Source organism: Litoreibacter roseus, from assembly GCF_009811795.1.
In the GTDB taxonomy this organism is placed as follows: domain Bacteria; phylum Pseudomonadota; class Alphaproteobacteria; order Rhodobacterales; family Rhodobacteraceae; genus Litoreibacter; species Litoreibacter roseus.
Genome location: NZ_BLJE01000007.1, coordinates 146,700 through 169,251, shown reverse-complemented (window position 1 = coordinate 169,251; position 22,552 = coordinate 146,700). Strand labels below are relative to the sequence as shown.

At 59.4% G+C, this 22,552-nt stretch carries 21 protein-coding genes; 7 read left to right on the top strand and 14 right to left on the bottom strand.

The window, feature by feature from the left end:
• Both KIN_RS20775 and KIN_RS20770 read right to left on the bottom strand, forming a co-directional pair.
• Positions 1-608, bottom strand: a 608-nt coding sequence (locus KIN_RS20775) for a type IV secretory system conjugative DNA transfer family protein (RefSeq protein ID WP_159810773.1), incomplete at its 3' end; no start/stop codon positions are given.
• Positions 605-1,111, bottom strand: coding sequence for a DotD/TraH family lipoprotein (locus tag KIN_RS20770; protein WP_159810771.1), 507 nt, complete (start codon positions 1,109-1,111; stop codon positions 605-607). The genes KIN_RS20770 and KIN_RS20775, both read right to left, overlap by 4 nt.
• Positions 1,112-1,242: 131 nt before the next feature.
• Here KIN_RS20770 and KIN_RS20765 point away from each other — a divergent pair, with 131 nt between their 5' ends.
• Positions 1,243-1,425, top strand: coding sequence for a hypothetical protein (locus KIN_RS20765; RefSeq protein WP_159810769.1), 183 nt, complete (start codon positions 1,243-1,245; stop codon positions 1,423-1,425).
• Positions 1,426-1,455: 30 nt separating this feature from the next.
• Here the strand turns inward: KIN_RS20765 and KIN_RS20760 are convergent, their stop codons facing one another.
• The 3 genes from KIN_RS20760 to KIN_RS20750 all read right to left on the bottom strand — a co-directional run bounded on the left by KIN_RS20760 (position 1,456) and on the right by KIN_RS20750 (position 8,105).
• Complete coding sequence (locus tag KIN_RS20760) at positions 1,456-2,370, bottom strand: DUF2493 domain-containing protein (RefSeq protein ID WP_159810767.1); 915 nt, start codon at positions 2,368-2,370, stop codon at positions 1,456-1,458.
• Positions 2,371-2,676: 306 nt separating this feature from the next.
• Complete coding sequence (locus KIN_RS20755; RefSeq protein ID WP_159810765.1) at positions 2,677-3,732, bottom strand: DUF7146 domain-containing protein; 1,056 nt, start codon at positions 3,730-3,732, stop codon at positions 2,677-2,679.
• Complete coding sequence (locus KIN_RS20750; RefSeq protein WP_207710160.1) at positions 3,729-8,105, bottom strand: strawberry notch-like NTP hydrolase domain-containing protein; 4,377 nt, start codon at positions 8,103-8,105, stop codon at positions 3,729-3,731. Before KIN_RS20750 ends, KIN_RS20755 begins: the two co-directional genes overlap by 4 nt.
• Positions 8,106-8,359: 254 nt before the next feature.
• On the opposite strand from KIN_RS20750, the gene KIN_RS20745 reads away from it, so the two are divergent.
• Positions 8,360-9,382: a hypothetical protein gene (locus KIN_RS20745; RefSeq protein WP_159810763.1), complete on the top strand. Its 1,023-nt coding sequence runs from the start codon at positions 8,360-8,362 to the stop codon at positions 9,380-9,382.
• A 16-nt stretch (positions 9,383-9,398) separates the two neighbouring features.
• Here the strand turns inward: KIN_RS20745 and KIN_RS20740 are convergent, their stop codons facing one another.
• The 7 genes from KIN_RS20740 to KIN_RS20710 all read right to left on the bottom strand — a co-directional run bounded on the left by KIN_RS20740 (position 9,399) and on the right by KIN_RS20710 (position 14,484).
• Positions 9,399-9,716 (bottom strand): VpaChn25_0724 family phage protein, encoded by a 318-nt coding sequence (locus KIN_RS20740; RefSeq protein ID WP_159810761.1) that lies wholly within the window; start codon positions 9,714-9,716, stop codon positions 9,399-9,401.
• Positions 9,717-9,843: 127 nt separating this feature from the next.
• A complete protein-coding gene (locus tag KIN_RS20735) occupies positions 9,844-10,428 on the bottom strand; it encodes a hypothetical protein (protein ID WP_159810759.1) in 585 nt (194 codons plus the stop codon).
• Positions 10,429-10,530: 102 nt separating this feature from the next.
• Entirely contained in the window at positions 10,531-10,986 is a 456-nt protein-coding gene (locus KIN_RS20730) for a DUF6915 family protein (protein WP_159810757.1), read from the bottom strand.
• Between the two features lies 1 nt (position 10,987).
• Complete coding sequence (locus tag KIN_RS20725) at positions 10,988-11,380, bottom strand: DUF6878 family protein (RefSeq protein ID WP_243144997.1); 393 nt, start codon at positions 11,378-11,380, stop codon at positions 10,988-10,990.
• Positions 11,381-11,452: 72 nt separating this feature from the next.
• On the bottom strand, positions 11,453-11,743 hold the full coding sequence (locus tag KIN_RS20720; protein ID WP_159810755.1) for a hypothetical protein: 291 nt from the start codon (positions 11,741-11,743) through the stop codon (positions 11,453-11,455).
• Between the two features lie 117 nt (positions 11,744-11,860).
• A complete protein-coding gene (locus tag KIN_RS20715; protein ID WP_159810753.1) occupies positions 11,861-12,262 on the bottom strand; it encodes a DUF3768 domain-containing protein in 402 nt (133 codons plus the stop codon).
• A 125-nt stretch (positions 12,263-12,387) separates the two neighbouring features.
• The gene (locus tag KIN_RS20710; RefSeq protein WP_159810751.1) at positions 12,388-14,484 is read right to left on the bottom strand and encodes a ParB/RepB/Spo0J family partition protein; all 2,097 of its coding nucleotides are present in this window, start codon (positions 14,482-14,484) and stop codon (positions 12,388-12,390) included.
• Between the two features lie 332 nt (positions 14,485-14,816).
• On the opposite strand from KIN_RS20710, the gene KIN_RS20705 reads away from it, so the two are divergent.
• Both KIN_RS20705 and KIN_RS20700 read left to right on the top strand, forming a co-directional pair.
• Positions 14,817-15,185, top strand: coding sequence for a helix-turn-helix domain-containing protein (locus KIN_RS20705; RefSeq protein ID WP_159810749.1), 369 nt, complete (start codon positions 14,817-14,819; stop codon positions 15,183-15,185).
• Entirely contained in the window at positions 15,182-16,480 is a 1,299-nt protein-coding gene (locus KIN_RS20700; protein ID WP_159810747.1) for a type II toxin-antitoxin system HipA family toxin, read from the top strand. The genes KIN_RS20705 and KIN_RS20700 overlap by 4 nt, the downstream gene beginning before the upstream one ends.
• 198 nt (positions 16,481-16,678) lie before the next feature.
• Here KIN_RS20700 and KIN_RS20695 read toward each other — a convergent pair whose 3' ends face one another.
• Positions 16,679-17,551, bottom strand: coding sequence for a LytTR family DNA-binding domain-containing protein (locus tag KIN_RS20695; protein ID WP_159810745.1), 873 nt, complete (start codon positions 17,549-17,551; stop codon positions 16,679-16,681).
• A gap of 246 nt (positions 17,552-17,797) precedes the next feature.
• On the opposite strand from KIN_RS20695, the gene KIN_RS20690 reads away from it, so the two are divergent.
• Genes KIN_RS20690 through KIN_RS20680 form a run of 3 tightly spaced genes read left to right on the top strand, consistent with a single transcriptional unit; the run spans position 17,798 to position 20,743 of the window.
• Positions 17,798-18,583: a MipA/OmpV family protein gene (locus KIN_RS20690; RefSeq protein WP_159810743.1), complete on the top strand. Its 786-nt coding sequence runs from the start codon at positions 17,798-17,800 to the stop codon at positions 18,581-18,583.
• Positions 18,584-18,594: 11 nt separating this feature from the next.
• The gene (locus KIN_RS20685; RefSeq protein ID WP_159810741.1) at positions 18,595-19,806 is read left to right on the top strand and encodes an alpha/beta fold hydrolase; all 1,212 of its coding nucleotides are present in this window, start codon (positions 18,595-18,597) and stop codon (positions 19,804-19,806) included.
• Positions 19,799-20,743: a hypothetical protein gene (locus tag KIN_RS20680; RefSeq protein WP_159810740.1), complete on the top strand. Its 945-nt coding sequence runs from the start codon at positions 19,799-19,801 to the stop codon at positions 20,741-20,743. Before KIN_RS20685 ends, KIN_RS20680 begins: the two co-directional genes overlap by 8 nt.
• Before the next feature lie 690 nt (positions 20,744-21,433).
• Here the strand turns inward: KIN_RS20680 and KIN_RS20675 are convergent.
• Positions 21,434-22,519: a DUF4158 domain-containing protein gene (locus KIN_RS20675; protein ID WP_159810738.1), complete on the bottom strand. Its 1,086-nt coding sequence runs from the start codon at positions 22,517-22,519 to the stop codon at positions 21,434-21,436.
• Positions 22,520-22,552 lie beyond the last annotated feature (33 nt).

The following is a 22,552-nucleotide window of genomic DNA, read 5'->3' as shown; positions in this document are numbered from 1 at the left end:
GCGAACACACGTTTTTCTTCACGGTTCTGTGGGAGGAAGTCATCGTTCTGCTGCGCTGGCTCCTCGAGCGGGATCACCAAATAGTCGCGCCATGTCGGTACGACGGTCGTGATCCGACCAGGGATCTCGATCCGGTAATATTCGTCTGCCGCGACCGCGGATCGCCCATCCCCCTCGACATTGATCGCCGCGGTCGCCCGTGACACTACGGGCGGCAGGATGTAACCCGTTTCGCGCGGGGGCGGGTAGGCGACCCGGTTGAAATCAAATGTTGCAGACAGCTTGCCGCTGTCGGTTTCCAACTGGCGCATGATCTCCCAGACGCGGCGCTCATATCCGGCCTGGGCCGCATAGGAGAGCGCCGCATCGCGCAAGAGATCGTAGCGTTCTTCCTCGATATCAGTCTCATAGTTGCCGCGCTGCGCACGGGCTGTGAACGTATCAAAGCCAACAGGCACGCGGTCGCTGCGATATTGATCGGGACCGCCGACGATGATCGGTGGGGGAGGGGCGATCTCCGGCTCCACGCCTAGGTCGAGTGTCTCACAGGCGGTGAGAGTCGTCAGGAAAAATGCAAAGGCAGCGAGGCGCGCGACGGAATGGCTCATAGTTCTAGGTCCTCGCGATGCGGGACCGGGCTCGCCTCGTGCCGACGGTAGTGGATCGTCATCGTCCGTGACGTTTGATCGATAAAGACCTTCGCGCGACCTTTGGCCTGATGGAACGCCTCTCTGAGCGCACCGATCGCGGGCAGGTCGCGTTGCACCAGCACCACGACGATGGGGGCGCCTGGTTTCTCGCCGTCGGCGATCACGCGGTAGCCGGTTTCGCGGGTGATGATCGAGACAAGGTCCTCGATCTTGCCGGTGAACTGTGCGTTGACGACGCGCAACAGGGCCTGGTCGGTAACATACTCGGGGTTTCTGAGAACAACCTGGCCGCCCGCGATCGGCTCCAACACGCCGTTGTAGAGCCCCGCGTCGGCGACCTCGCGGCCCACATCAAAGGTTTGCTGCTCGACCAGGCCGGCGATGCTTTGGAGGTTTTCGGGGGCGGGGGTCGTACATGCGGAGAGCACGCCAACGCCAAAACATAGTCCATACCGTATCATCACCGCTCACCTGTCCTCATCCGGTCCGACATTCGGTAGTCGGTTAATCACTGCTTCACATATCGTTATGTGTATCGTTATATTATCTGATAAACCAGAGCAAAAATCACTCCTCAACGGGAATGGCGGAGATGTCCCCAAAAACGATAAAACAGACGATGCTGCGGCTCGCCGTGCTCAAGAACCTGCCCGAGACCAGCGACAGTTTGAGACGCTATCTCGAGGAGGCGCTCGCCCGCGATTCTGTGGACGTGTTCAATGAGATTGATGCTCTGGCGGACGCCCTACAGACCAATGGCGATGCAAGGCGCTGATGCGCGCCTGCACCGCCAGTCATCCGGGCCTCAGCCCCCGATCCGTTTGATCGGGATGCCGAGCTTGCGGGCTTTGTCGACGAGATTGTCGGTGATCCCGGATCCCGGGCAGGCGATCACGCCCTTGGGCATGGCCTCGAGCAACCGGTCGTTGCGCTTGAAGGGAGCGGCCTTATTATGTGCCGCCCAGTCGGGCTTGAAGATGACCTGCGCCACGCCACGATTATCGGCCCAGAGACTTGCGATGTGCTCAGCCCCTTTGGGTGTGCCGCCGTGGAGTAGGATCATGTCCGGATATTTCTCGCGGGTCTGATCAAGGATTGACCAGATCGTATCGAAGTCCTGATAATCGCCTCCCGTCAAGGCGATGCGGGTCCCTTCGGGGCAATGGACCTCATTCTTCTTGCGGCGCTCGGCCGAGATGAAGTTCCGGCTGTCGATCACCGAGGCGGTTAACCCTTTGTTGGACGTGCGTGAGCCTGTGCGGGGAAGCCAAACAGACCCTGTCTCCGCTTGGAATTGCTCTGCCGCATGGTCGCGCATTGTCTCATAGGCGTCGCGGTGATCGATGAGCTTCTGACCCCGTGCGATCTGGCGTTCCAATTCGAGGCTTTTGACCTCTGATCCATCCTGCGCCCGCATCAATCCGCGCTGTTCGATCTCATTCTCGTCGAGACGGCGTTCGATCAATCCCAGCCGCCGATGAAAGATGTTCGTGAGGGACCAGAGCAGTTCTTCGAGATCCTCTTCGAGCTGCGTGTCTGCCAGGAGCATATGTGTCGCCTCCACCATGGCTGCGATCGCACATTCGGTCTGATCCTGTTCGGGGAGCGGGCGGTGATCGATCTCGTCTTCGGGTGGCCTGGGGCCGTGCAGGGCAAGTGCTTCGAGGGCACGGGCCGTGGCGCTTGATGTGGGGCTGATGGGTGCGGGATGAGGGGTCATGATGTGGTCCGTCCTTTGGTCTCGTGTTGCGTCCTGATCCGATTTGGATGGGGCGATGAACGGACCGTCAACGGCCCGACCGCACCCATCAGGGCCGCAGCGCAGCGGAGGACGGGACCGGGCCATAAATTTGCTGCGCGAGGAGGTGCGGCGCAGCCCGCCGGGGAAATTTCTGGTCCGGGCGCGTTGCTGTCGGGCCGAGGGTGCCTCTGCACCCGACCTGTCGGTCCATCGACCCCGGATATCCAAACGGGGCAGGGCGCTGCGCGTGCCGGACGGCACCGCCACCTGACCTCTGTTCCGCTTTCAGGCCGCCTGATCGCGCGGCCAAAGGTCGTGCCCGTCGACCTTCGCCGATATCACTGCGGCAAGCCGGTGTCGCAGAACGGTGGGCCCGTCCGCGATGAGATCAGCGTTGAAGTCATCGCGATGGGGCGTGAGGAAGAAGGCGTCACGCCCCGCGGCCAGTGCGCGGGCGTGGAGCGTCTTGGCACCGCGCCACCCGGCCCGATCATCATCGAGCGCGATCCAGATACGGCGTGTCGCAGAGGGCCAGATGAAGGCCGCAAGGTGATTGGCCGTCAGACAGGATATGAGAGCCGCTGTTGGGAAGGCCGTGCCCACCGACAGCGTGTTCTCGAGACCCTCGCCAACAATCAGATCGCGGGCGGACCTCCAAGCACCCAGTCGGATTCCGTTTCCGTGCAAGGCACCCAAAACGCGTTTCGGTGCAGTGATCGCGGCGACTTGGCTCGTGACAGGATCAAGGAAGATGCGCGAGCAGCCTGTGATCTGACCTTCATTGTCTGTGATCGCGGCAAGGAGTGCTGGACATGCGAGCCGTTCGCCATGGTCTCCCCGCAGATAGGCGCTCGGATGATATCGGAGTGCTGTTCCGAACCGCGTGATACCGCGCGCCGTGAGATAGGCTGCGGCAGGGGTGTTCGCGATCGCTGTCCCATATCCGAAGAGTTTCACGCCGGATCGGACATTGGTGTTTGGAAAGCTCCGCATCTTGTCAGAAGACCGCGTTCGATTTGGACCGAACTGTGCATGACCAAGGAAGGATCGCGCCTCGGCCATCAATGCATCAAAGCTGCCAGACCCAATCTGATGCGCGAGCAAATCCAGCAGATCGCCAAACTCGCCCGTGGCATGATCCGTCCATTTGCCTGGCTGATTGCCGCCCGCCGCACACAGACGGATGGTAAGACTACGTCCGGCGGCACCGGTCACATCTCCCATCTGCCAATAATTGCCGGCCTTCACGCCGTTCGGGAAATAGCGTCGACAGAACCCTTCCGTATCCCGCGCGAGGTCCCGCGCGATTGCGCCTACGTCGATGCCGCGCCCCCGGGTCATGCCGCGCTCCTGGTATCAGCCGGATCGGCGACGATTTGGTGTTTCTGCAAGATGGCATCCAGAGCGCCTGTTGTATCCGTCGGAATGAACAAGCGCGTCGTCCATTGGATGATCTCCGTGAAGCATCCCAACGCCTTGAACTGGGGAAGGGCAGCCGGGTTCGCGCCCACCAGCTCCAACCGGTAGACGCTCATCAAACGCGCTCGGCGCAAGGTGAGCCCGCCCGAGAGATGGATCGATTGTCCTCGCTTCAGAACGGCGTCCAGCACCTCGTCGGGCGAAAGCTCGACCACGTGATCGAGACCGAGTGCCGCATAAAGACGCGCCAGCTGATCCTGGGTGACCAACCGTCCGAGCGCGCGCTCACCGTCCTCGGTCTGCAGCCGGTAGATGCGCATGTTGTCGACCGGCAGACGATCCCAGATCGGGAGGAGAAGGCCCGAGACCAGTGTCAGTTTGGAGACGGTCGTCTCCGGGACCGCAGCAACCTCTTTCTGCCAGGCCGCCTCAAAGGCGCTGTCCGAGGCGGGCTCCCAATGCGAGGTCTTCAGCTCGATTTCCAGCAAGCGCTCGTCGCCCATCGGGCGCAGCAACTCGACCCTTGCAATAGGCTCGCCCTCCTCGGTCATCAGGCTCGTTGCCGGCGTCATAAGCGCGGCGCGATCCGACTTCCGGTTGATCATCAGCCGGACGTCACCGCGTTGCGCGCAGAAAGCCCGTGCCTTTTCCAGTGTCAGCGGGTGGTTGCGATCCGTCCGCTCCACCGTCAGCGCCGTCGCCGTGGCACCGGAGGCGGTATGTTCAAAAATCGTCTTACGATCGATGATCTCGAACCGCTCGGCCTGCAGAGTTTCCAGACCCACCTCGTAAGTTCCTGCCGTGATAGCCTCATCGATAATCGCCTCGAGGATGTGCCCGAAACACGCGAAGATTGCGTTCTGCATGTCGATCGTGAGCGCCAGGCACCGGTTCAGGAACTGCTGGATCGGGGGCAGCTGTTCTTTCAAGGACCCGTCGCTGTCGCAAGGCGAGAGACCCGTCATCTCCTCGAACCGGCTCTGCGAGCAGGCATCGATACGTTCATTCGTGAGATCCCAGAAGAAATTGCGCAGCGCCTTGCGGGCATAGACGCTCTCAAGATTGTCTTCGGCGCGGAACATGTTCTGCCCGCCCGTCTCGCGCTGGCCCTTCGTGATCGCCCCGAGCGTGTCGAGACGCCGCGCGATCGTCGATAGAAAACGTTTCTCGCCTTTCACGTCCGTCGCACAGGGCCGGAAAAGCGGGGGTTGCGCCTGATTGGTCCGGTTTGTGCGGCCCAGACCTTGGATGGCGTTGTCTGCCCGCCAGCCGGGCTCCAACAGGTAGTGCACGCGCAGGCGACGGTTCCGCGCGCCGAGGTCCGCATGATAGGACCGCCCGGTCCCGCCCGCGTCCGAGAAGATCAGGATGCGCTTGCGGTCATCCATGAACGCCTGGGTCTCACCGATATTGGAGGAGGCGGGGCGGCTTTCGACTTTGCGACGTCCATCCGAGGTGCGAACGATCCGCCGGGAGCGCCCGGTCACCTCCGCGACCTGCTCATTGCCAAAATGCCAGAGGATCTGGTCGAGGGCACCCTGTACCGGTGGCAGCGCGCCGAGATGCTCGATCATCGCGTCACGCCGCGCGGCGGCTTCGCGGGATTGGATGGGATGTCCGTCGGCGTCGGTGGCCGGGCGCGATTTGAGGTTTCCGTCCTCGTCAGTGAAAGGCTCGAAGAGCTGTGTCGGGAAGGAATGCATCAGATAGTCGAGAACGTATTCACGAGGGGTGATGTCCACATGCAGATCGCCCCAGTCACCGACCGGGATATGCGCGAGACGCCGTTCCATCAGAGCCTCGCTGGTCGAGACGATCTGCAGGACGGCGGCATGGCCTGCCTCGAGATCAGCCTCAATGGATTTGATGACCGTTGGGCATTTCATGGCCGTGATCAGGTGGTTGAAGAACCGCTGTTTGTTGCTCTCAAAGGCCGAACGCGCGGCGGACTTCGCTTGCACGTTCAGCGTGCCTTCGTCTGAGGTGATGCCCGACGCCTCCAAGGCCGCTTCGAGATTGCGGTGGATGATTTGGAACGCCTCGGCATAGCTGTCATAGATCTCGCGCTGCGTCTGTGTGAGCGGATGGACCAGCATCTCGTAGGCGACGCCGTCATAAGACAGAGATCTTGCCAGATAGAGGCCCAGGGCTTTCAGATCGCGCGAGATGATCTCCATCGCCGCTATCCCACCCGCCTCCATGTCCGCCACGAATTGTTCGCGTGTCGCAAAGGGGAAGTCGCCCGTTCCCCAGAGGCCGAGACGGGAGGCATAGGCGAGATTGCCGACCACCGTCGCACCGGTCGCCGAAACGTAGAGGATCCGCGCATCAGGCACCCGGTCTTGTAATCGCAATCCTGCGAGGCCCTGTTGCGAGGCCTGTTTTTCGCCGCGCCCGCCCTCCTTGGCTTTCTCGCCAGCCGCGTTCGCCATGGCATGGGCCTCATCGAAGGCGATGACACCATCGAAGTCATCTCCGAGCCAGGCCACGACCTGATCGAGCCGCGAGGCTTTGGTGTGTTCGCCATGTTGGCGTTCGGCGGTTCGCAGGGTGGCATAGGTGACGAAGAGAATACCTTCGGCAAGCCGGATGTCTGACCCCTGTTTGAACCGCGACAGTGGAACGATATCGGACCTGCGCCCACCAAGTGCTGTCCAATCCCGCACTGCATCCTCGATCAACTTGTCCGATTTGGAGATCCAGACCGCGCGTCTTCGACCGGCCATCCAGTTGTCGAGGATGACACCGGCCACCTGGCGTCCCTTGCCGCAGCCGGTGCCATCGCCAAGAAACCATCCCTTGCGCAGACGGAATGCGCCTTCGGCCTCAGGCTCGGCGGCGACAAGACGGCCATCCTCGAGATCATGCCGGAACCAGCTCGCCAGATGTTGGCTGTGGGCATCGCCAGCATAGATCACGCTCTCGATCTGGGCGTCCGACAGGAGGCCCTTGGTGAGAATATCCTTCGGCAAATTTGGTCTATGCGTCGGAACGGGCGGGGCGACGGATCCCATGGCGGCGGATTGCACAAGAGCCGTCGGATGCACAGCAGCTCCGTCGATCGCAATGGACTGAACGGTATAGGGCTCGTAGAGCGCAGCGTTCAACGTGTCCTTCGGCTCGGTCCAGTCTTTCGGCTGATAAGACACCGGTGCCACCTCGGCCCGGTCAAAGGGATGTTTGGAACGCTCCGCCGCGACGGCTCTGACCTGACCCTGCGCCTCGGCCAAAAGCGTAGAGAAGGCGCCCCCGTCCGATTGTGCAGATTGGTTTGCAGCCTGCAGAACTTCCCGCGGGGGACAGTGGCGTATAACCGCATTGTGAAGTGCGTCGGTGCTCTCGACTAGGGGGAAGTAGGTCGTCTCCGGTGTCGCCTCGATCCCGGTCATCTTGTCGATGACGGTCAGCCGGGTTTCCGTCGTCGTGCCGTGGCGCGCGTAGAGTTTGCCCGCGATGGAAACCGAGAACCGGACGGTCGCAGCCTCGGTGATGCGGGCGAAGGTCTTCCGGTAGGCGGAGGTTGCAGGTGAGAAATTGCTACCGGAAATCAGCACCAGCCGTCCTCCGTCTGCCAATCGTGCCAGACCCGAGAGCACATGGTCCGAGATCGCTCCCTTGTGGCGGCCCTCGACGCCCGGAGAGGCCGAGAATGGCGGGTTCATCAGAATGACCGACGGACGAATACCGCGGTCGAGCCGATCATGAATCGTGCCGGCATCGTGGCGGGTCACATCACATTTCGGGAAGAGGGCTGAGAGCAAATCCGCCCGAACCGGATCAAGCTCGTTGAGATGCAGACGCGCGCCGCGAACGTGCGCGTGGATCGCCAGAAGGCCTGTACCGGCGGACGGCTCAAGGACCAGATCGTCTTTCTTGATGTGTGCGGCACGGGCAGCGATACCCGCCAACGGCAGGGGCGTGGAGAATTGCTGCAGTTTTTGGGAGGTCTCGCTGCGGCGCGTATGTGGCGGGGCGAGCGCCGCAATCCGTGCCAATGAGGTGATCAGGGCAAGATCGGACCCCGCGCGCTCGACCATGGTGCGCCCGAATTTTGCGAGCAACAGGACCTGTGCGGCTTCGCAGGCGTCATAGGCGTCCTTCCAGATCCAGGCACCAGAGCCGTCACCGGCACCGAAAGCTGTCTCCATGGCGGCGCGGAGACAGGCCTGATCTATGGGTTTGCCGCTCTCGAAATTGACGAGCAGATGCTCTGCCGCGTGAAGGAGGCGATCGGACTTGTGGCGCTCATCAGGTAGGGAACTATGTGCGGCGCGAGAAGGGGAGGATTGAACCATGGGAGAACTCCGGAACTGAGGGTGATGCCCGCCCCGGACCTCTCTCTGACATCGGGGAAGGCTTGCCCTTCCCCCCAAGGCCCTCTCCCTCTCCGCCTTTCGGCAGAGCTTCCCCATCTGTTTGGCGCGCCGTCTGTTTCCTATGTTGGTTCGGTGGGAAGATAAGAGCTGGGCTGGCGTGCGAGCCTGCTCTATCAACACCAGCACATGAGCGTCTTCGCGCCCTCACACGTCACATGGTCTCGAGTTCATAAATGATCCTCTACAAGACAATCGCCCTGCAATATGGGCGCTTTCTGGAGACCGGTCAGCCCGGCAAGGAATACGATCCGGTCGGTCGCATGGTGCCGACCGAGGAGACACGGGCGCAGAGGCGCGGCATCCTTGACGATCTCTCGGCGGCGCGCCTCTATCTGCTCGATCATCGTGCGGCCAACTACCTCGACAGCCTCAGGATGGACGTTCAGGGCAAGCCATGGGAGGAACGGCCAGAGTCTCACATCCAGAGCTATGTCAGCGAAATCGAATTCCCGCAGGCGCTGGTTTGGGTCGAGTACGACAGCAAACAGCTCTGGCAAGATCGCGTCACCCGTGGCCTGACGTCGATGAGCGCCGAACAGCTGCAGTACTGGCATCAGCGAGGATTTCTCTTCGACAATCGCGCGCCGGATTTTATGACCGTGAGGCTCTTCTCCGCGATGACGGATCAGAGTTTCTGGGACGCGCCTCTGACACTTGTTCTGCCGAAATCCCCGGACGGTCGCCCCAGTTTCGAGGGTGTGAACTGGCAGGCTCACCGCAATGTCGCGAAAGCGCATATGCAGATGAGTTCAGGCAATCGGGAGCAGGAGGTCAGGGATCTCTTCAAAGAACACAAAGGGCATCTGAGCTACGAGATGGTGATCGGATTTATGCTCTTTGCAGCTCTGGCCGCGCGGGAAGACGATTTGATTTCGCGAGATGCGCAAAGCCTATCCAACGCCGAGATCAAGACGGCCCGAAAATTCGGTAAGTCATGGATCACCGAAAGCCCACGATCACATGTGACGATCAGGATAGGTCCGAGTGGCGAACGGCATCTGGCCGAACTCGAACGACGACAGCGGTTCGAGGAGGCGCAGGCGTCAGGACGCGCGACGCCGACCGAACATTGGGTAGCCGAGCACGAACGGCGCTATGCGAGCGGCAAGGTGGTGAAGGTGCGTGCGCACAAGAGAGGGCAGCCGACATCTTCGGATCTGCCCGTGCGTGTGGTTGGGCCAAGACCCAAAGACTGATGCGATGGTGCGCGTTTCAATACGGGCATTCGGGTCCTGGCCGCAGGACCAGATCGCTCATGACGAGGCCTTGAGCCACATCACCGCCCGCTTCGGTCAGTTCTAGAACGACGACCTCACCCCGCTCGGTCACCCTAAGAAAACCGACGCTCTCCAAGGAACGGCATTCCTGCAGGAGCTGGTCTCTGGTTGCGGTGAGCGCAATGACGGCGAGACAGTCGCGCAAGAGTTCGATGTTCGTGCAATATCCGGGGTTGCGCTCCAAAAGACGCAAGATGGCTAATGCGCGGTGTTGCCGCTTGATGGAGTCCATCTGGTCTTCAGCGTTTTTCATCTTGGCCCATCTCGTTTTCTTCTCACTCTTGGGCCTAGTAAAAACGCCGACCTCTGAGGCGTCTATAAAATGATCTTGAACACAGAGGAAGGCGTCTAACGTCTTCAGACGTGGCAACATTTTCAACTTAGCCAATCAACACGGCGGATCGTGCTTCAGTCAGACAGCCTTGTTCGTAGTCTCCTAGAAACCCCCAACAGCTGTCGATCTCTTCCCCATCCCGTTCGGTGACAAACCCGAAGCAGTTGCCGGTCAGATAATCATCATAGGCGGCGACCTCTTGCCTGAGTATGTTTTCAACATTTTCGCGCAGGCTTTTCGATACGCGCTGCACTCCATAGGCTTCGCGTACGGGATCAAGAGAGACATGAATGAACCCGACCTGCCCGGAATCCCAGGGGCAATGGAACCCGGTCGTGTTCATGGTGATGCCACTGTGGTCATAGAGATAGAGCGGCAGGATGACTGCTTTGCGGGAGGCGCGTGAATAGAGTTGGTCAAAGCTGGCGTCCGTCGCATCGGACATTTCCGCAAGCGATGCAAGAAACGCATGCGGGTCTTCGTGGCTGTGATCATCCCCCAATCGGTAGCGTCGATGCCAGCAGGTCATCGTGCCTAGATTGTCAAACTCCCGTGGGTTCTCGGGGGTGGGGTCATGGAAAATCTTGATCGTATGTTCGTGATAGGTTTCCTCGTGGATCGGGTCTCGCATGGCGGTTTCTCCTTTTTTGAAGCGCATAAAAAAGCCGCCCGGAAGGCGGCGCTGGATTTTCGTAGTGTTGATGACGTCCGTTCAAGCCGCGTCGCGGGCCGATTAACGTTCCGCCGCCTCAGCGTCGCGCTTGCAACACCACTCGGTCAGCCCGAGAATTGTGCGGCCCGCGACGACGGCGTCGCGCCAAGCCTGTTGCGGGTCGGCAAGGTCAGCTGGTGCTTGATTGTCGATGGCTCCGTTCGCCATCCAGGGAACAGGTTGGATGCGCGAGAGCCAATCCGCGAGGCTTGGGATGCACCCGCGGCAGTCCTCTTTGACATGTTGCTCGCCGATCCACCGGACCGGGACGGTACGACCGGCACTGTTGGCAAGTGTCAGACCAAAGACACGCTCCGCCTCGAATATGCCTTGGCTGTGATGCCGTAAGGCACGGTGGGTGAAGAGCGCGAGATGCGCTTTGGAGGCATCGAACCAGTCGTGAATATGCTGGTAGTCCTCAGGCGCGCCGCCAAAGCGACGCGCGGAGCTCTCGGCGTGGTGCAGGGGATGGGCCATCTCAGACCCCCTCGTGGGTTGTTGTGTCGTGATCGACGAAGCGGTCGTGATGTGTGAGATCGATCCGGTCCTCGGTGATGTCCCATGTCATCTCGCCGTAGCCGCCTTCATTGTTCTCGAAACCGGGATGGAGCGAATAGGCTTGATCCCACCCGAAGTTCTCCAGAGCCTTTGCATCCTCTGACGAAAGCTCTGTGCCCACGGGCTCCAGCGTCATGTCCTGAACATTGCCGGAATCGCCGTAGGCGTCATATTGGACGGTCACGCCTGTGGCACCGGCAGCGCGCAAAGCGACGAGCAAACGCGCCCGTTCGTCTTTCAAAGCGGTCTCGCGTTGCCGCTGTGCCTCTTCCATGGCGGATATGATCTCTGCATTTGTCGGTTTCGTTGGCATTTTCTGTCTCCTCAAAAGGAAAGACCCGCCGGTGCGGCGGGCCTTTTGGGGTGGTCATGATGTGTGTCCCGCTCAGGCGGCCGAGGCCTTGCCCAAGGGCTGTTCCTGCAGGTTGAACACCAGATCCTCCGTGGCCTTCTTGAACCCGGGCGGCTTGCGTGGCGCATGGCAGCGCACCGAGGCGCGACAGCCCTCGCCGTGCTCCATCGCGAAGGCGGTGATCTGGCTGACGAGATCCTCCACCCCTGCGGCGGTGATCTCGCGGGTGGGGTGGCTCTCGCCGAACTCATACTTCGTGACGATGAACCCGCCCTCCTTGTGGGCGCGGTAGAGCTTGACGGTGTAGTCGATGCTTTTGGGCATGGGATATTCTCCGCGATGCGCGGGTCCGAACCGTTCGAACCTCGAAAACGCATCAGCGGAACAGAACCGCTCCCTACCGGATGGGGAGCGGCCCAAAGTCTGTGCGGGTCGGTCTGGTCAGTATTCGGACGGCAAGAGCAGGGTCATCACGCGCCGTGTAAACTGCGGATCGGTTGGATCGGCGGACCCGTATTCGTAGTTTTCGTCATAGAGATCGAGCTTGAACCAGACCGTCACGCCGTCGATCTCCATCACACCCATCTCGTGCCAGCCATAGGGATCGCTGTCTTCATTGAAGGTGCCATAAGCACCGATGGCCGCGAAGAGCTTCTCTTTGAAGGTGTCGGACTGTTCGGCGATGCCACGGGTCATCATCACCCGTCCGGGCGGGATCGGACCTTCTGTGGCGACGCCGACACTCGCCTTGCGGAAGCGATCGTTCTGTTCGGCGACCAGTTTTGCGGTTTCCGCGCTGCTCAAGTCCGGCGTATTGTCGATTGTGATCTCATCTGTGGTCATGTCGTCTCTCCGTGCCGGTCCGCTTGGGACGATCCCGGTGCGATTCACCCGGCAGTCGGAAAGGACCGCCCCCGATCAAGTTGAGATCGGAAGCGGCCGAGGCAAGTGAAGGGTAGGTGCTGTTGTTATGCGGCGTCGCTCAGATAGGCGGGCAGGGCGGTATCGTCTTGCGCCGCGGTCTCTGTGTCGCCTGACCGGGTTTCACCGCTCACATCAAAGGCCATGCCATCCGGCAGCCAGCGGGATGTCTTGGCGGCTGTCTCCGCGGTCAGTCCGGCCGTCTCGCCGGGAGTCTCCGAGAACGCCTGATCCATCGCCTTCGCCAGTTCCGGTTTGCGCAGACCCGACTTGTCGTCGGCCCATTCCCCGCCGATCAGCGCCTTTGCCGTCTCGAGCGCATGGTCTTTTTTGACCCGCGCCCAATAGGTTTCCGCACTCGGACGCCAGCAGGCGGCGACATCAACGTTCAATCGTGTTCCAATCGCTTCAATGATCGGATTGGTCCGCGTGTCGTTACTGAGTTGCTGTTTCAGCGCATAGGACGTGCACCAGGCGAAGAGCGCTTGCTTGTCGCTTTCTTCCAGTGAGCAGAGCTGATGGAAGTCTTCAGGTGCGTCGGCCTCCGCCCAGGAGAGGTTCAGGCCCTCCTGAAGCTTCTCGAGCATCAAGGCTGCGACCGTCTCCTTCAGGGCCTCGTTTGCTCCTTGCGTCATCGCCGGGCGCAATGACTGATCGAGGGGGGAGTGATAGCTGCCGCGACCGATGAACGCGCGTGCCATGGCATAGAGCATCACGTCGTAGGCCGTCGCATAATCGGCGACGAGATGCGCTTGCAGGATCTGATGGCGTGTCGCCCGCAGATCGTCGGCCAGCGCCTGTGTAATGCCTTGTGCCTTCCGCGCCGCCGCCGTGGCGTCCACGGGCACATTCGAGGGTCGCATCGATTGCGGGAGTTCGATCTCCGGTGCTGTCGCAGTTTGCGCGTTCTCACCCTGTGGTGCATCCGCGCTTTCATCCCCTGCGTCTTGCTGCGGGATATCCTCGGGCCGCGCGAGGCCATCATGGTAGGTCGGCTCGCCCGCATGATTGATGGTCACGACACATCCGGCGATCTTGTGGTCTTCGTCGGTGTAAGCGACGTTCGCTTCGCGGATATCGTCGATTTCCCGAAGGCGATCCCAGATTTTCTCCTCTTCCTCCTGGAGCGCCTCAGTCCACGTGTCCTCATCATAGTCGTCTTCCAGCTCGGTTTGCCGGGCCTGCAGTTTGTCATACTCGGCATCAAGTTCGGGATCGGATGCGAGCGGTTGTGGATAGACCCGGCCGAAGGGGCGAAAGCTGTCATAGTCGACCTCCAGCATCGGCTCGGCCCATTTCCAGGTCTTGGCGGCTTCCGCTGCGAGACCGGCCAGCTTCTCTTCGGCGAGCTTTTCCAGAAGGTCGGGATCTTCGAGATGGGTGTTGTCGCGCTCGGAGAAGAGGTCTTCGATGACGGTGCCGCCCGCCGCCTTGTAAGTATCGACCCCGACGAACTTCGCGAGTTTGGATGCGCCGGAGTAGGTTTTCTGGGTGAGGTGATTGCGGATGGCGTAGGCGCCCGGATTGTATTGCTTTTGGACAGCCTCCCATGCCTCGATCTGACGGGCATGATCGTCAGTCAACGTGAACGCCATCACGCAGTCGAGCGTCATGTCGCCCGCGCGGAAGATGTCCATGATTTCTGGGGCCACGCTGGCGAGCTTGAGGCGCTGTCGCACCAGGTTCTGCGTGATCCCGAATTGCGCTGCGATCTGCGCTTCGGTCCGGCCCTTCTTGCGCAGGGTCGCAAAGGCCTCGAACTGGTCGGCCGCATGCATCGCCGCGCGGACGAGGTTTTCGGCCGCCGAAGTGTCTTCGGCCAGATCGGGGTCTTCGATCTGGCAGGGGACCTTGTGACCGGCCTTGATATGGCCAGCCTCTTTCAGCTTCTGCAAGGCAGCGAGGCGACGGCCGCCAGCGTGCACATGGAACTTCGCACCCACTTTGTGCACGAGCAGATTCTGTTTGAGACCGGTCTCTTTGATGCTGGCATAGAGTTCCGCGTCGGCTTCAGCGGATGCGGGCGATTTGCGCACGTTCTTGGGGCTGAGGGTGAGTTTCGAGAGGGGAATCAGCTCGAAGCTGGGTGCGGCGACGGCAGCTGTCTTTGCGACGTCCGCGGCTTTGGATTTGGTCTTGGTCATAACTTGGGATCCTTTTCCAGGTCCCCGAGCCCGGGAGAGCCTCTCTCTCCCTATCAAGCCCGGCAAACTGGGCTTGCCCGCCTCTTCCTCTCTGAACCCAGGGCGCAGCCTATCCGCCGCGCGCGCCTCGTTCTTTGCGGTCATGTTTCGGTCGCGGTTGTCGTGGGCTGTGTATGCTCAAAGTACAGATAAGAGCTGTGCGGCCAATCAATTTTGATCGGTTTTCAACTTTTTCAGTCATAATTTATCAAATATGATAGCAATATCACGGCGTCTCTCTCGAATCTTGCTGTACACAAGGAATGCATGCGTGCTATCAGTTTTGATCGTAAATGAGTGCCAAAAGCGATTTTGCTATCAAAAGTGATCGGATGAAAATTGATATATTGACGCCGGACAAGGTGATCCTCAGGGAGCTCGGGGAGCGGCTTGCAAAGCTGCGCAAGCAGCGCGGGTACTCGCAGGAAGAACTCGCAGAGGAATCTGGATTAGGTGTGGCCACCCTTCGCCGGATCGAAGCGGGCGAGGGGAGCCAGATGGACTCTTGGCTCAAACTGCTTAAAGCACTGCAAATGATCTCATCACTTGATCAATTTCTCCCTGAGAATTTCGAGTCGCCGATGGCGCAGGCCAAGGCCAGTGGGAGACGAAAGAGAAACGCACCTTCGAGCGGCAAACGTTGGGGCGATGAGAACGGATGAGTACGGCGATCGTCAAGCTTTGGGGGACGACAATCGGTTATGTCGCTATGGATGCTTCTGAGCGCTTTGCCCGCTTCGAGTACGATCCGGACTTCCCTGATCTCGCCGTAGAACCCGCACCGATACATATGAAAGTGAGATCGGGCCGCATCTATCAGTTTCCGGATCTGCACCCCCGGTCATTTCACGGGATGCCTGGCATGATCGCTGACAGCCTACCCGACAAATACGGCCAACGACTGATCGATGTGTGGTTGGCAAAGACGGGGCGTAAACCAGAAGATTTCAACGCGGTGGACAGGCTTTGTTACACCGGGCGCCGGGGCATGGGTGCGCTTGAATTTGAACCCTCTAAACGACCCGACATGCCTGAAGACAAGCAGCTTGAGATTGAGCAACTAACGCAGCTGGCGTCCATGGCGTTTGCCAGCAAAGAGACACTCGACACGAAGTTCGAGGAAGCTGGTGGCGAGGAAGCGCTGCTGGATATCCTAAGTGTCGGCACGTCAGCAGGTGGTGCACGGGCCAAGGCTGTGATCGCGTTCAATCCCCAGACCAAACATGTTCGATCAGGTCAGGTCGACCTTCCTGAAGGCTTTGAGCATTGGTTGATCAAGTTCGATGGCGTGGAGTTCAGTGGCGATTGGGGTATCGCCGATCCGATGGGATATGGCTTGCTGGAATACAGCTATCACGAGATGGCCAAGGCCTGTGGGATCGACATGATGGAGAGCCGGGTGTTCTCCGAGAACGGGCGCAACCATTTCATGACCCGGCGCTTTGATCGAGACGAAGTGGGTGGCAAAAAGTTTGTTCAAACTTTCGCAGCTCTGGCGCATTACGATTACTATGAGAGCGGCGCTTACTCCTACGAGCAACTCTTCATGCTCATGAAGCAGCTGGACATGCCGAAGTCGGCTCTGGAGGAACAATTCCGGCGCGTGGTGTTCAACATCGTCGGCTGTAACCAAGACGACCATGTGAAGAATTTCGGCTTCATGATGGACCGCGATGGCGAATGGTCACTAGCTCCGGCCTATGACCTCTGCCATGCGGAGGGCAGTGCTTTTACTCGCTTCCATCAGTTGAGCATCAACGGCAAGACATCCGGTCATACCCGCGCTGATCTCAAGCACTTGGCAGAATATGCAGGTCTTCCGCGTGGCCGCGAAAGAAAGACTCTCGAGCATACTCAAGAAGCGTTTTCAGGTTGGCAGGCTTTGGCGAACGAACTCGAAATACCGAATCCGTTACAAGAGCATGTGCGACGCACAATCCGCCTCAAGATCGATTGAAGCGGGTCGACGATCAGCCAACAAAAGCGTTGTTCTCACAAGGCAAGCACCAAGTACTGAACTCGATAGAGTTCCATAATGAGACTTAAGCAGCTTAGGTGAAAAGGCGGACAAATTCGCAGGGTGGCCTGTTGTGAGATCGTATTCCGGTAATGTTTATTATGTTATATTCATTGTCATAGGTTTGCCGTTGAACAGCTAAAGACGTCGCCGCACCTCTGCAGCACGCCGCCGGCTGACTGGGATGGATTCACTGTTCGACAGGATACAACGATGAGCGCTGCCGTCTCGGACCAATCGCGTGACATGGCGCGGAACCACCCAGTGCGAGCGGTGGCACTGTACCCCTTCAAACGGCTCTAGTTTCTCGACCGTCTCAGCGAAGCCCACGGACAATGTAGTCGAACCCTCAGTCGTCACCACCAGAATGTAGTGATCTTGCGCCTCGATACGGATGAGGTCTGACCCGATTGACAAAGGCACTTTGGGCAGGATGTCACTTAGCTCGGGAGGTGTCGCCTGCGACGCGACAATGCGGCGGCGCAAGAGTTGTGAGAGACGGGACGCGCGCTCCAACAACAGAAAGAGGAGAGCCGACAGCGCAAGGCAAGCTGGCGCAACCTCTACGACCTCACGCAGCAGTGCAGTTCCGAGCTGGTCGGGCGGGCTATCCGGTTCGCCACCAAGCCCGCCATCGACCAACAACGAGATAGGCGCAACGAGCACAGGCAGGGCCGCAATGGCGATGATCACCGCGACTCTGCGCCGGACGCCCGCAAGGACGAGACCGGTCACAGACGCGGTGAGCAGCGCCAGCGCTGCACCGATCTGCAATGTCCAGGCCAGCGCAGCCCCCGGGTAGGGCAACTCTGTCGTTGAGGATGGCTCGAGGGCGGCGACGGCTAAACCTGACGCTGCCGAAAAAACCGCCCCATGCAACAGAAAGTACCGCCATGACGATGCGTTGTTGGCAGTCGGCCCCGCGCCAAGGAAGACGGTCGCGTCGCGCCAAAATCGCAAGATATTCTCCTTACGTTCGACCTCGCCCGTCGGCCCGTGTTTCTTCGGCATTCTATTTCTCTCTTTCTGTCCCTGCAGACTAGGCCTCGGTCCGTCCAGCCGTTGCAATATGGGATTTCGCGACCGGTAGCACTTTGACCGTTCGCGAGACCGCTGCCTCCGTTCGTGAGCAAAACGGCACCTGCCGCGAAGAACCGCTCGCGTTACCCGCTCGTGATGCCGCCAATGTCGCTGCATCACCGAGTCCCAAAGCAGGGGCGAATGAAAGTTGGATGACAAACGAGGGCACCAAATAACATGAACCGAAATTGCATCATTGTCGCGGCGATATCAGCGACTGCGCTTCTCCAAACACCACAGGCTATTGCGCAAGGCTTATCATCTGAAGTTGAGGGCGTGATCGGCCTCGGCGTCGGCAGCGCGCCGACCTTCGCTGGCTCCGATGAGACCGAGACCGAGGTGCTGCCGATAATCGATCTGGAATGGCGGCGTTTTTTCCTCAATTCCGAGCTTGGGGTGGGCGGTTACGTCTTGCGCCGCGATGACGACATCGCGGAGTACGGGGTAGCGCTTTCGCTGGGCTACGACTTCGAAAGCCGCGAGCAGGACGATGACGCTCGGCTGAGCGGTCTAGACGACGTGGAAGGCACAGCGACACTCAACGCCATCTTCGAGTATGGCCTGGGTCCCGCCGATCTCGAATTCGTCATCTCGCGCGGGATCGGCGGTGACGGCCACGGAGGGACGACCGCAACGCTATCGGCCGGGTTCGACACAATGCTAGGCGAACGCTTGCAAGTTGGCGTGGCACCTTTCGTTCGATGGGCCGACGGCGACTATACAGATGCGTTCTACGGGGTCTCAGCTTCTGAGGCCGGACGCTCATCCTTCAGCCGCTACGATGCCTCGTCCGGGATCGAGCGTTACGGCCTCGAGCTCTCGGGCTACTACCGTCTAACCGAGCGCGTTGGCATCGCCGCCGAGGTTGAATGGGGCCGGCTCTCTGGCGACGCCGCCGACAGCCCCTTGGTCTTCGACGACACACAAATCGAGGTTGGAATCGGCCTCCTCTACAATTTTTGATGGAGATTATCATGACCCTACGCAGTCTTTCCGCCTTGGCCCTTCTCTGCGCCACCGCCATGCCCGTCTGCGCGGACGGCGAATTCTATCGCGACATTCGTCCGGCGCATTGGATGTGGAACGGAATTGACCCGATCAACCTTGACGCGACGCTGGAGCGCATTCGCGCTGGCGCACCCGAAGACGGTCCAGCTGATGGCGCGACCGAATACGGGCCCGGCGAATGGACCTACGAGTTCGAGAGTCTGGGCGACAGCCTAGTAAGGCGCGCCGACGTACAGGTCGCCGCCGGAAACGCCCTTGTCGCGGCCGAACTGCTCAGTCGCGCGGCGGGACATTACGCTGTGGCCAAGTTCCCGTATGTCGGGGAAAACCCGAACCAAGAGCGGAACTTCGGCAAAAATATCGACGCCTTGATGCGCGCCGCAGCGCTGCGCGGGCATCAGGTGGAGCAAGTGAAGGGTAACTGGGGCGGTCACGCTATCGATGGCATCTTGACCTTGCCAGCCGATGAGGATGGTCCGATCCCAGTCGTTGTCGCGTCCAACGGCATCGACGTCCTCAAAGGCGAGTTCTTCGGACTGACCGAGGCGCTGCTAGCCGAAGGGATTGGGTTGCTCGCTTACGACATGGCAGGCACGGGAAGCCATTCTCAAATTCGTCTCGCGCCAGACTACGAGCAGTTGCCGGTCGCACTTATGGAAATCCTACGCTCCGACAAGCGCGTGGATGGCGACCGGTTCGCAATCATGGGCGTTTCCTTCGGCGGCGGCATCGCCGTCAAGCTGGCTATGCAGGCACCTGAGGGTTTACGTGCCGCAGTCAACGTTTGCGGGCCTGTCCATTCTGTCTTCCAACTCGAAGCCGAGCAGATCGCCTATGTCGGAGAGATGTATCGCCATGCCTTTGCCGACAGGGCCAACCTAGACCCCAACGATTTTGAGGCCATCGCGGCAGCGTTGAAGGGGTTCTCGCTGGTAGATCAGGGACTGATTGGCGAGGGACGCACGACCCACGTGCCGATCTTCTCGATCAACGCGCGCGGAGACGACGTAGCCCCGGAGTCGGATATGGAATTGGTGACCGCGTCGACCACCGACGGGACGTTGGTGTGGTCGGGAACAGATGACCATTGTCCGCAGGACCGTTGGCAGATGACCTCGAAACTCGTGCCATGGCTTGTCGAGCATCTGAACTCAGCAAAAGGCGACGATCATGGATAACTCGACCGAAATCCGCGCCCACCTCCCCGCCGCCTCGCAACCCCGAAAGCGGCGGTCAGGCATCGTGGCAATTCTAGCTGTCGCGGTGGCACTTGGCCTCCTCGCCTATGGTGCGCTTTACACGCGGACTGGCGTGGATGTGATGTTCACTCTATTTGCGCCGGACCAATCCATCCCCGACCTCAACCCGGACGGGCCACCAATCCAGCCGACCGCAAACCTTGTTCGCGCAGACACGCGGTCACTGCCACTTGCTATCCTCCAACCCTCTGGCATTGCCTGGGATCCCACTGATGAGCGGTTCCTAGTAGCGACCGACCAGGCGGAGCTCTTTGAACTTCCGCCGTCACTCGACGCGGTTAAGTCTTCGACCGTGATCAACGGTGCGCCACTGTTGCTGCGACAGGGGCAGATCGAAACTGTGACCATATCGGACGAACGTGCCTTCATTGCTGGTGACTATGACGAGATCGCTGTTTGGTCTAAGGGCTCAGGTGGATGGCAGACCGAGCCGGGGCTGCCACTAGGCCTAGGCGGCCTGCCGACTGTTGGAGAAATCGCGGCTATGTCGGTAGATCCCGCGACCGGGACGCTCGTCCTCTCCGACGAAGGGCAAGGGCTGCTGCTGAGTCTACAAGACGGCACAGCGCTCCGGCTGCAACTGACAGGCGATCTTCGCCCTAGCAGATCCGTATCCGAATATCAGATCGTCGGCTTGCACCACGGCGGAGACAAAATCGTCGCGCTCGCTGCAGGATGGAACGACTTGCTGTACATCGACCCGGTGACCGGTGAGATTTCGACCGTTTACTCACTTGTCGATGCCGGAGAAGTTTCTGGGATTGCGTTGCGAAAGGATCAAGCCTTTGTCACCGTTGATCATGAGTATTCCGAGGCGTCTCCTGGAGTAGCAGTTTATGCCTTACCGCCCGACTGACGCCGAAGCCAAGCGCACCATCGACTATTGCCCTTAGTATTTCATCGTTTCATATAACCAGGACAGTCAGCCCGCTCAAGGGTGACCCCAACTGCGAAAAGCATAGGGGTTACCTCCTTGGGCATGGTATGATGTATTGAAACAGTCGAGGCATTGCACATTCCGAAGAGTTAGTTGCGTGTTGCGCTGCTTGGCTGACGCAAACAGGATCGCCATCAGCCCCCCAGGCTCAGGTACTGGATCAAAGGGCGTGATGCCGATCCTGTTTTCGCCAGAAAAGTGTATCCTCACTTTTTCATTTGACGGCAATATCGCATTCAATTGAAGCAGTTCCTGTTCCGAATGTTCACGCACAGAACCCGAGAAAGCCTTTGCACCTTGGGTCAGGTCCAACCTGGCGTTTTAGATGTCCCGTTTCTGCAGAAAATCTTTCGGCAGATCATCATCTGGATTGAGATACGACATTGAGTCGCCCCTTCTGATCAACCACTGTGTCCCACCATTTGCGGGGAATTGACCCTTCCGGGACCAGTGATACGGGCACAAGTCGTCGCCCTTCTTCATTCAAAAGCACGATCAGAGACTGCGCTTTCAGAATGGGCCGCCAGGTTTCATTAATCGAACGAAATTCCAAAACGGGAAGCAACGATGGCAGCATGCGCCGGTAGTGGGTGGCATAGGAGCCGCGCATCATCGTCTGTATCCGAAGTCCAATGTAACCTTGGCCCGGTGTTCATCTGTATTGGCTTTCAACTTGACCGCTGTTGCCACCGGGAAGATCACATCAGCTACCCGTCCATTTGGGGTCAGCATTGCCGCCGTTGCAATGCCCACAAGTAACCGGTCTTTGCCGTGTACCTTCTCAATATCAGCAGCAATCCTGCTGACGACCTTGCGTCGGGACTTGGTGCCAACCCAATGCACAACTTCAAGCAATAGATCTGCAAGCTCGTCAATCATCCGTGCGCGGCGGGACATGAGGTAAATTGCGAACAGACCAAGGCGACGCGCCCCGCAATGTCGTCGCATCTCGGTTGCAGTTTCTCTTTCCACCCGGCGTGTCAGCGTAGCCAGCCATGACGGATTGAGATGCACCAAGAGTTCAAATGGCAGAGCCAAGCTGGGAATGAATTCCAGTCGGTCGGCCGCTTCCGGCACGTTATCCAAAGTCGCAGCGCCAACGTCAGTTTTCAGACGCTGAAATCCATGGTCCCCACTTGGATTGGCAAGACAGCTTTCCAGCCTGGAGATCGTTTCAGGCGACAGTGCGTTGACTACTGATGGAAGGTATCTATCCAGAAATTTCCGACGGACCGACCGTACAATGCGTGAAAGCGTTTTTTCGGATGGCGGAATAAGCCCATGATACCCGAACCGAAGAAAACAATGTTCGATCATCTCAACAACTGAACCGCCCATAGGGCAGGCTTCCGTCATCAACCGAGTTTCCAGCGCAGCAAGATCATCCGCGGTAGCGCGCGAAAGACCCATGTATTCGATAAGTCTGACCCGATATCGACGCGCTGTCCGATCATCGAAAGAGCGGTGCGTGCGGGCGTCAGACTGTTCAACCTGCGAGGCCACATAAAAAATGGCGTCATCGGAAATACATGACCAATCCTCAACAAACCGGCCAGTACGACGGAGATGGCATAGTTGAAGCGCAGCCTCAAGACGGACATACTCTGGCAACTCGGCCAGAAACAGCAAATCGTCAAAGGACAAACCCCAGTCGCGCGCAATATCCGGTGTCACTTCGGCCTCCATAGACTTCATGACGATATCTTCGGCAGCCTTAGACCATGCAGC

Coding starts and splice junctions, on each gene's coding strand:
- KIN_RS20770 (WP_159810771.1), bottom strand. CDS start 1,111: ATGATACGGTATGGACTATGTTTTGGCGTTGGCGTGCTCTCCGCATGT.
- KIN_RS20765 (WP_159810769.1), top strand. CDS start 1,243: ATGTCCCCAAAAACGATAAAACAGACGATGCTGCGGCTCGCCGTGCTC.
- KIN_RS20760 (WP_159810767.1), bottom strand. CDS start 2,370: ATGACCCCTCATCCCGCACCCATCAGCCCCACATCAAGCGCCACGGCC.
- KIN_RS20755 (WP_159810765.1), bottom strand. CDS start 3,732: ATGACCCGGGGGCGCGGCATCGACGTAGGCGCAATCGCGCGGGACCTC.
- KIN_RS20750 (WP_207710160.1), bottom strand. CDS start 8,105: ATGGTTCAATCCTCCCCTTCTCGCGCCGCACATAGTTCCCTACCTGAT.
- KIN_RS20745 (WP_159810763.1), top strand. CDS start 8,360: ATGATCCTCTACAAGACAATCGCCCTGCAATATGGGCGCTTTCTGGAG.
- KIN_RS20740 (WP_159810761.1), bottom strand. CDS start 9,716: ATGAAAAACGCTGAAGACCAGATGGACTCCATCAAGCGGCAACACCGC.
- KIN_RS20735 (WP_159810759.1), bottom strand. CDS start 10,428: ATGCGAGACCCGATCCACGAGGAAACCTATCACGAACATACGATCAAG.
- KIN_RS20730 (WP_159810757.1), bottom strand. CDS start 10,986: ATGGCCCATCCCCTGCACCACGCCGAGAGCTCCGCGCGTCGCTTTGGC.
- KIN_RS20725 (WP_243144997.1), bottom strand. CDS start 11,380: ATGCCAACGAAACCGACAAATGCAGAGATCATATCCGCCATGGAAGAG.
- KIN_RS20720 (WP_159810755.1), bottom strand. CDS start 11,743: ATGCCCAAAAGCATCGACTACACCGTCAAGCTCTACCGCGCCCACAAG.
- KIN_RS20715 (WP_159810753.1), bottom strand. CDS start 12,262: ATGACCACAGATGAGATCACAATCGACAATACGCCGGACTTGAGCAGC.
- KIN_RS20710 (WP_159810751.1), bottom strand. CDS start 14,484: ATGACCAAGACCAAATCCAAAGCCGCGGACGTCGCAAAGACAGCTGCC.
- KIN_RS20705 (WP_159810749.1), top strand. CDS start 14,817: ATGAGTGCCAAAAGCGATTTTGCTATCAAAAGTGATCGGATGAAAATT.
- KIN_RS20700 (WP_159810747.1), top strand. CDS start 15,182: ATGAGTACGGCGATCGTCAAGCTTTGGGGGACGACAATCGGTTATGTC.
- KIN_RS20695 (WP_159810745.1), bottom strand. CDS start 17,551: ATGCCGAAGAAACACGGGCCGACGGGCGAGGTCGAACGTAAGGAGAAT.
- KIN_RS20690 (WP_159810743.1), top strand. CDS start 17,798: ATGAACCGAAATTGCATCATTGTCGCGGCGATATCAGCGACTGCGCTT.
- KIN_RS20685 (WP_159810741.1), top strand. CDS start 18,595: ATGACCCTACGCAGTCTTTCCGCCTTGGCCCTTCTCTGCGCCACCGCC.
- KIN_RS20680 (WP_159810740.1), top strand. CDS start 19,799: ATGGATAACTCGACCGAAATCCGCGCCCACCTCCCCGCCGCCTCGCAA.
- KIN_RS20675 (WP_159810738.1), bottom strand. CDS start 22,519: ATGAAGTCTATGGAGGCCGAAGTGACACCGGATATTGCGCGCGACTGG.